This window comes from Variovorax sp. 20P10.2.4, from assembly GCF_058244205.1.
Window position 1 is genome coordinate 1 of record NZ_JBZAYE010000436.1, and the last position, 6,284, is coordinate 6,284.

Here is a 6,284-nt window from a genome sequence, read left to right on the forward strand (position 1 = left end):
GCGGCAACATGCAGAAGCTGATCCTCGGCCGCGCCCTGCTGCCGCCCGAGCAGCCCGAGCCCGGCCGCGACGAGGAACGCAGGTACCCGCCCCAGGCCCCGCGCCTGATCGTGGCGCATCAGCCGACCTGGGGCCTGGACATCGGCGCCGTGGCCTATGTGCAGCAGCAGCTGATCGCCGCGCGCGATGCCGGCGCGGCCGTGCTCGTGATCTCGGACGACCTCGACGAGGTGCTGGCGCTCGGCGACCGCGTGGCGGTGATGCACGGCGGCCACCTGGGCGAGGCGCGCGCCGCCTCGGCCTGGACGCGCGAGGCGATCGGCCTGGCGATGGCCGGCGCCACCGCTTCCACCGCAGCGAAGGAGGCCACGCCATGATGCGGCTCGAACGACGCCACCAGGCCTCACGCACCGCGCTGGTCCTGGCGCCCATCGGCGCGGTCGCCTTCACGCTGGCGATCAGCGCGCTGCTGGTGCTGTGGGCCGGCGCGCCCGTGGGCCGCACCTACGCGCTGCTGCTGCAGGGCGGCTTCGGCTCGGTGTTCGCCTGGAGCGAGACCCTCACGCGCGCGATCCCGCTGATCCTCACCGGGCTGGCCGCCACGGTCGCGTTCAAGGCGCGGCTGTTCAACATCGGCGCCGAAGGGCAGCTCTACGCGGGCGCGCTGGCCGCGGTCGCCGTGGGCGGCGTGCATGGCGGCACCGGCTTCGAGCTGTCGCCCTGGCTGCTGTTCCCGCTGATGATGCTGGCCGCCGCCGTGGCCGGCGCGCTGATGCTGCTGGGCCCGGCGCTGATGAAGAACAGGCTGGGCGTCGACGAGGTCGTGACCACGCTGCTGATCAACTTCATCGTGCTGCTGGGCGTGTCGGCGCTGCTCGACGGGCCGATGAAGGACCCGACCGCCATGGGTTGGCCGCAGAGCGTGTCGCTGCAGTCGGACCTGGAACTCGGCAAGCTGATCGCCCAGACGCGCGTCCACACCGGGCTGCTGTGGGCGGTGTCGCTCGCGGTGATGGTGTGGGCGGTCTTCAAGTACACGGTGCTGGGCTTCGACATCCGCGCCGTCGGCGCCAATGCGCGCGCCGCCGCCTTCGCCGGCGTGCCGGTGACGCGCACCGTGGTCTCGGTGGCGCTGCTGTCGGGCGCGCTGGCCGGGCTGGCGGGCGCGATCGAGGTCGCGGGCCGCACCAGCTACGTCACGCTCGACATGTCGCCCGGCTATGGCTACACCGGCATCGTGATCGCGATGCTGGCCGGGCTGCATCCGCTGGGCGTGATCGCGGCCGGCGTGTTCGTGGCCGGCGTGCTGGTCGGCGCCGACACCATGAGCCGCGCCGTCGGCGTGCCGACCTACATCGCCGACGTGATCGTCGCGGCCTCGCTGATCGCGGTGCTGGTGGCGACCCTGCTGACCCAGTACCGCGTGCGGAGGAGCCGATGACCGACCTGCTCGACATCCTCGCCAACCCGGCCTTCTGGGTTGCGGTGCTGCGCATCGCCACGCCGCTGATCCTCGGCACGCTCGGCGTGCTGCTGTGCGAGCGCGCCGGCGTGCTCAACCTCGGCATCGAGGGGATCATGGTCGCGGGCGCCTTCACCGGCTGGCTCGCCGTGTACCTGGGCGCGCCGCTGTGGGCGGGCGTGGGCATCGCCGCGCTCACGGGCGCCGTGTTCGGGCTGCTGCACGCCTTCCTGACCGTGGGCCTGGCGCTCTCGCAGCACGTGTCGGGGCTGGGCATCACCATGCTCGCGACCGCGCTCAGCTACTTCGGCTACCGCGTGAGCTTCCCGAAGGTCAACACGCCGCCGACCATCGTGCCCTTCGCGCCCATGGAGTGGCTGCACGTCCCGGTGCTCGGCGCCCAGACGCCGCTGACCCTGCTCGCGCTGGCGCTGGTGCCCGCGGTGGCCTGGCTGCTCTACCGCACGCCGCTGGGCCTGGCGCTGCGCATGGTCGGCGAGAACCCGCAGGCGGCCGAGAGCCAGGGGGTGTCGGTCGCGGCCACGCGCACCGGCGCCATCGTGGCCGGCTCGGCGCTGATGGGCGTGGCGGGCGCCTTCCTCACGCTGTCGGCCTTCAACGCCTTCTTCTTCAACATGGTCAACGGCCGCGGCTGGATCTGCGTCGCGCTGGTGGTGTTCGCCTCGTGGCGGCCGGGCAAGGCGCTGCTGGGCGCGCTGCTGTTCTCCTTCTTCGACGCGCTCCAGCTTCGCCTGCAGCAATCGGGCGATGCCTTCCTGCCCTACCAGCTGTACCTGATGCTGCCCTACCTGCTGTCGATCCTCGCGCTGGTGCTCGTGGCCCGCAAGGCCAGCTATCCGCAGGCGCTGATGAAGCCCTACCGCAAGGGCGAACGCTGAGGGGTGGCGGCCGGCAGCGCCGGTTCGCCGCCGCGGCGCAGCAGCTGCACCAGTGCACGCAGTGGCGCGGTGATGCGCCACGAACGCGAGTTGCGCAGCTCGGCGATCTGCCGCTCCAGTTGCGCGACGCGGCGGCTCGCGTTGGCCAGTTCGCGCTTGAGCGCGCTGCGGTCCAGCGCGGCATGGTTCGGGAACGCGAGACGCGGCGTGCCCACGGCCTCGGCACCGGGGGCCGGCTCGGCCAGCTCGCGTCCGATGCGCACCTTCGACGGCTCCGCGACGCAGGCATGGGCGCGCAGGGCCGAAGCGCGGTCGACGCCGTCGCCCAGCGTGGCGCTCAAGGCACCGTACAGATAGTCCGGGTCCTCGATGAAACGCGGGAAGTCGAGCAGCACGATCGGCACGTTCCGCTTCACCAGCGCATGCAGCAGCTCGTGGAAACCGAGCGCGAGCAGGCGCGCCTGGTCGATCGGGTTGAGCGAATAGACCACCCCGCCCGCCGTCGTGCCCCAGGTCTCCCATTGCTTGCAGTCGTCGTGCAGGCCGGGCATGGCATGGCGCGCGCGCAGCTCGTTGACGGTGCGGCTGGCGGCCGCCTCCACGATGCCGCGCATCGGGATGACGACGGCGTCGACCACCGTCTGCTCGTCGGCCAGCACGCGCTCCACGTACTCGAACAGCCAGGGCGACTTGATCACGTAGGGCGCGTCGGGATCGTTCAGCGGCAGGTCCTCGAGGCCGGCGTTGGCATCCTCGTCGTAGCCCCGGTACTGGTCGCGCGCGATGTGGGTGTCCAGGCCGCATTCGGCGAGGTACTGCACCAGGAAGGTGGTTCCCGCGCGGCCCGTGCCGGCGATCAGCAGGTGATGCTTCATGCGCGGGTGCCCAGGGGAGCGACGACCGGCCGCGAAGCCGTGCCGAAAGCCAGCATCAGCGATTCCACGGCGTCGGCCAGCCGGCAGGCCGAGGTGTCGATGACCAGATCGGGCGCCACGGGCGGCTCGTAGCTGTCGGAGATGCCGGTGAACGCCGCGATCTCGTTGCGGCGCGCCCGGGCATAGAGCCCCTTCACGTCGCGCTGCTCGCACAGCGCGAACGGCGCATGTACGTGGATCTCGCGGTAGGCCTCGCCGACGATCTCGCGCGCCATCGCGCGCTGCGCCTGCAGCGGCGTGATGGCCGCGACGATCACGAGCATGCCCTGCCGACTCAGCAGCCGGGCGACCTCGGCCATCCGGCGGATGTTCTCGCCGCGGTCGGCCTGGCTGAATCCCAGCCCCTGGCTCAGGCCGGCGCGCACCTCATCGCCGTCGAGCACGACGCTGGCCACCTGCTCGCCCTGCAGACGGGCCCGCAGGCCCTGCGCGATGGTGGATTTGCCCGCGCCGGACAGCCCGGTCATCCACATGACGCATGATGGACCGCCGGGATGCCCCGGCAGTGCCAGGACGCCAGGTCCGAAGTCAAGGTCATCGCGCTTCATTGTTTTCAAAGCGTAAGCGGCACCCCTCCGACTTTTGTCTCTGCAAGGTAAAAAATTCTGAGTAGAGAATTACGACGGCCCGCCATCGCTCTCCACACACCCATGCCGAACCTCCTCCAATCCGCCTCGATCGCCGCCGTGCTCGCGTGCGGCACGGCCGCCCATGCGCTGGGCACCGACTATGGCTACGACCGCTTCCAGACGCCCGATGCCGTCACCTGGGTCCAGCTCTGCGGCACCTGGGGACCGAACCACCAGGGCACCTACCGCGTAGTGCATGCCGAGCAGTACGCGCAGTCTTTTCTCTATGTGCAATGGATGGCGCGCGATGCCAACGGCAGCCTGCAGGCCGCGCACACGGTCCCCATCGCCGAGCTCGACAACGACCATGCAGAGATCGCGCTCAGCGACCTGACCTGCCGCGCCACGCCGCGCGGCATCGTGCTGACGGCCAAGGCCGACTCGGGGCACGACGACAAGCTGCGGCGCGTGACCATCGAGGTCGGCCCGGCACCGGGCCAGTACCGCTTCCGGCCGCAGCGCACGCGCTGAGGCCCGCCAACCGGCCACGCCAGGCCGAATCTCCCCACAACGATCCCCAAGCCCCCACGATGCTCGACCTCCTCCTCACCAACGCCACCCTCCCCGACGGCCGCACCGGCATGTCGATCGCCGTGCAGGACGGCCGCATCGCCGAAGTCACGGCCGGCCTGGCCGCGCCGGCGCACGACACGCTCGATGCCGCCGGCCAGCTGGTCGCGCCGCATTTCGTCGACCCGCATTTCCATATGGACGCCACGCTGAGCTACGGCCTGCCGCGCGTCAACCAGAGCGGCACGCTGCTCGAGGGCATCGCGCTGTGGGGCGAGCTCAAGCCGCTCTTGACGGCCGAGGCGCTGATCGAGCGCGCGCTGGCCTACTGCGACTGGGCGGTCGCCAAGGGGCTGCTCGCGGTGCGCTCGCATGTCGACACCAGCGATGCCAGCCTGCTGGCGGTCGATGCGCTGCTCGAGGTCAAGCGCCGCGTGGCGCCGTACCTCGACCTGCAGCTGGTGGCCTTCCCGCAGGACGGCGCGCTGCGCATTCCGGGCGGGCTCGAGAACATCGAGCGCGCGCTCGACAAGGGCGTGGACGTGGTCGGCGGCATCCCGCACTTCGAACGCACCATGGCCGACGGCGCGGCCAGCGTGAAGCGGCTGTGCGAGATCGCGGCCGAGCGCGGCAAGCTGGTCGACATGCACTGCGACGAGTCCGACGACCCACTGTCGCGCCACATCGAGACCCTGGCCTTCGAGACGCAGCGCCTGGGCCTGCAGGGCCGGGTCACGGGCTCGCACTGCACCTCGATGCATTCGATGGACAACTACTACGTGAGCAAGCTGCTGCCGCTGATCGCCGAGGCCGGCGTGAGCGTGGTCTCGAACCCGCTGATCAACATCACGCTGCAGGGCCGCCATGACAGCTACCCCAAGCGCCGCGGCATGACGCGCGTGCCCGAGCTGCTGGCCGCCGGCGTCAACGTCGCCTTCGGCCACGACTGCGTGATGGACCCCTGGTACGGCATGGGCTCGGGCGACATGCTCGAGGTGGCGCACATGGGCCTGCACGTGGCGCAGATGACCAGCCAGGCCGGCATCCGCCAGTGCTTCGAGGCCGTGACCACCAACGCCGCGCGCGTGATGCACCTCGAGAACTACGGCCTCGAGGCCGGTTGCGATGCGAGCTTCGTGCTGCTGCAGGCGCGCGATCCCGTCGAGGCGATCCGGCTGCGCACCACGCGCCTGAAGGTGTTCCGCAAGGGCCGGCTGCTGGCCGAGACGCCGGCGGCGACGGCCTCGCTGCACCTGCCGGGCCGCGGCGACGCGACGAGCTGGAGCCTGCCGAAGGCCTGAGCCTTCGCGCCGCTCGCGCAACTCCGCCGGCCGGGTGGCTGCACCTCGGCGGTGGATGGCTTCATCCGCGCGTTGCGATAGCTAGCTAGGCCGCGCGCGATTCGGGCGCCAGCGCCTCGGCCAGTGCCGCCAGTGCCTCGCCCACCGGCCGCTCGACCTTGAGCGCCAGCAGCGCGTCGGCCCGCGTACGCCCGAGGTTCACCGCGGCCACCGGCTTGCCGGCCGCCGCGGCTGCCTGCACGAAGCGGAAGCCCGAATAGACCATCAGCGACGAGCCCGCCACCAGCATCCCATCGGCGGCCTCGAGCGCCGCGAAGGCGGCGGTGACGCGTTCCCGCGGCACGCTCTCGCCGAAGAACACCACGTCGGGCTTGAGCAGGCCGCCGCAATGGGCGCAGGCCGGCACGTCGAAGGCCGAGAAATCGTGGCCCTCGAGATCGGCATCGCCGTCGGGTGCCGCGCGCGCCTCGAGCGCGGCCCAGCGCGGATTGCGCGCGCGCAGTTCGCGCTGCAGCTCAGCGCGCGGCAGGCGGCGTTCGCAGCCCATG

7 protein-coding genes and 1 pseudogene are annotated in these 6,284 nt (G+C 71.4%); 5 read left to right on the forward strand and 3 right to left on the reverse strand.

What is annotated here, in order from left to right; translation table 11 throughout:
- The 3 genes and pseudogenes from AC27VN_RS29445 to AC27VN_RS29455 all read left to right on the forward strand — a co-directional run.
- Window positions 1-377 (forward strand): annotated as a pseudogene (locus tag AC27VN_RS29445) (ABC transporter ATP-binding protein); the annotation flags it as partial.
- Window positions 377-1,441: an ABC transporter permease gene (locus tag AC27VN_RS29450; protein ID WP_490878839.1), complete on the forward strand. Its 1,065-nt coding sequence runs from the start codon at window positions 377-379 to the stop codon at window positions 1,439-1,441. The pseudogene AC27VN_RS29445 and the gene AC27VN_RS29450, both read left to right, overlap by 1 nt.
- Window positions 1,438-2,361 (forward strand): ABC transporter permease, encoded by a 924-nt coding sequence (locus tag AC27VN_RS29455; RefSeq protein WP_490878833.1) that lies wholly within the window; start codon window positions 1,438-1,440, stop codon window positions 2,359-2,361. The genes AC27VN_RS29450 and AC27VN_RS29455 overlap by 4 nt, the downstream gene beginning before the upstream one ends.
- Here the strand turns inward: AC27VN_RS29455 and AC27VN_RS29460 are convergent.
- Both AC27VN_RS29460 and cysC read right to left on the reverse strand, forming a co-directional pair.
- Entirely contained in the window at window positions 2,340-3,236 is an 897-nt protein-coding gene (locus AC27VN_RS29460) for a hypothetical protein (protein ID WP_490878834.1), read from the reverse strand. The genes AC27VN_RS29455 and AC27VN_RS29460 overlap by 22 nt on opposite strands.
- Complete coding sequence (gene cysC / locus AC27VN_RS29465) at window positions 3,233-3,769, reverse strand: adenylyl-sulfate kinase (protein WP_490878835.1); 537 nt, start codon at window positions 3,767-3,769, stop codon at window positions 3,233-3,235. The genes AC27VN_RS29460 and cysC overlap by 4 nt, the downstream gene beginning before the upstream one ends.
- Before the next feature lie 177 nt (window positions 3,770-3,946).
- Here cysC and AC27VN_RS29470 point away from each other — a divergent pair, with 177 nt between their 5' ends.
- A complete protein-coding gene (locus AC27VN_RS29470; RefSeq protein ID WP_490878836.1) occupies window positions 3,947-4,396 on the forward strand; it encodes a hypothetical protein in 450 nt (149 codons plus the stop codon).
- 59 nt (window positions 4,397-4,455) lie between these two features.
- On the forward strand, window positions 4,456-5,736 hold the full coding sequence (locus tag AC27VN_RS29475; RefSeq protein WP_490878837.1) for an amidohydrolase family protein: 1,281 nt from the start codon (window positions 4,456-4,458) through the stop codon (window positions 5,734-5,736).
- Between the two features lie 85 nt (window positions 5,737-5,821).
- On the opposite strand, the gene AC27VN_RS29480 is transcribed toward AC27VN_RS29475, so the two are convergent.
- Window positions 5,822-6,284 (reverse strand): Sir2 family NAD-dependent protein deacetylase (locus AC27VN_RS29480; RefSeq protein WP_490878838.1); only part of this gene is annotated, 463 nt, incomplete at its 5' end.

What these genes read in the sequence shown, in the direction of transcription:
- AC27VN_RS29450 (WP_490878839.1), top strand. Translation starts at nt 377, where the DNA reads ATGCGGCTCGAACGACGCCACCAGGCCTCACGCACCGCGCTGGTCCTG.
- AC27VN_RS29455 (WP_490878833.1), top strand. Translation starts at nt 1,438, where the DNA reads ATGACCGACCTGCTCGACATCCTCGCCAACCCGGCCTTCTGGGTTGCG.
- AC27VN_RS29460 (WP_490878834.1), bottom strand. Translation starts at nt 3,236, where the DNA reads ATGAAGCATCACCTGCTGATCGCCGGCACGGGCCGCGCGGGAACCACC.
- cysC (WP_490878835.1), bottom strand. Translation starts at nt 3,769, where the DNA reads ATGTGGATGACCGGGCTGTCCGGCGCGGGCAAATCCACCATCGCGCAG.
- AC27VN_RS29470 (WP_490878836.1), top strand. Translation starts at nt 3,947, where the DNA reads ATGCCGAACCTCCTCCAATCCGCCTCGATCGCCGCCGTGCTCGCGTGC.
- AC27VN_RS29475 (WP_490878837.1), top strand. Translation starts at nt 4,456, where the DNA reads ATGCTCGACCTCCTCCTCACCAACGCCACCCTCCCCGACGGCCGCACC.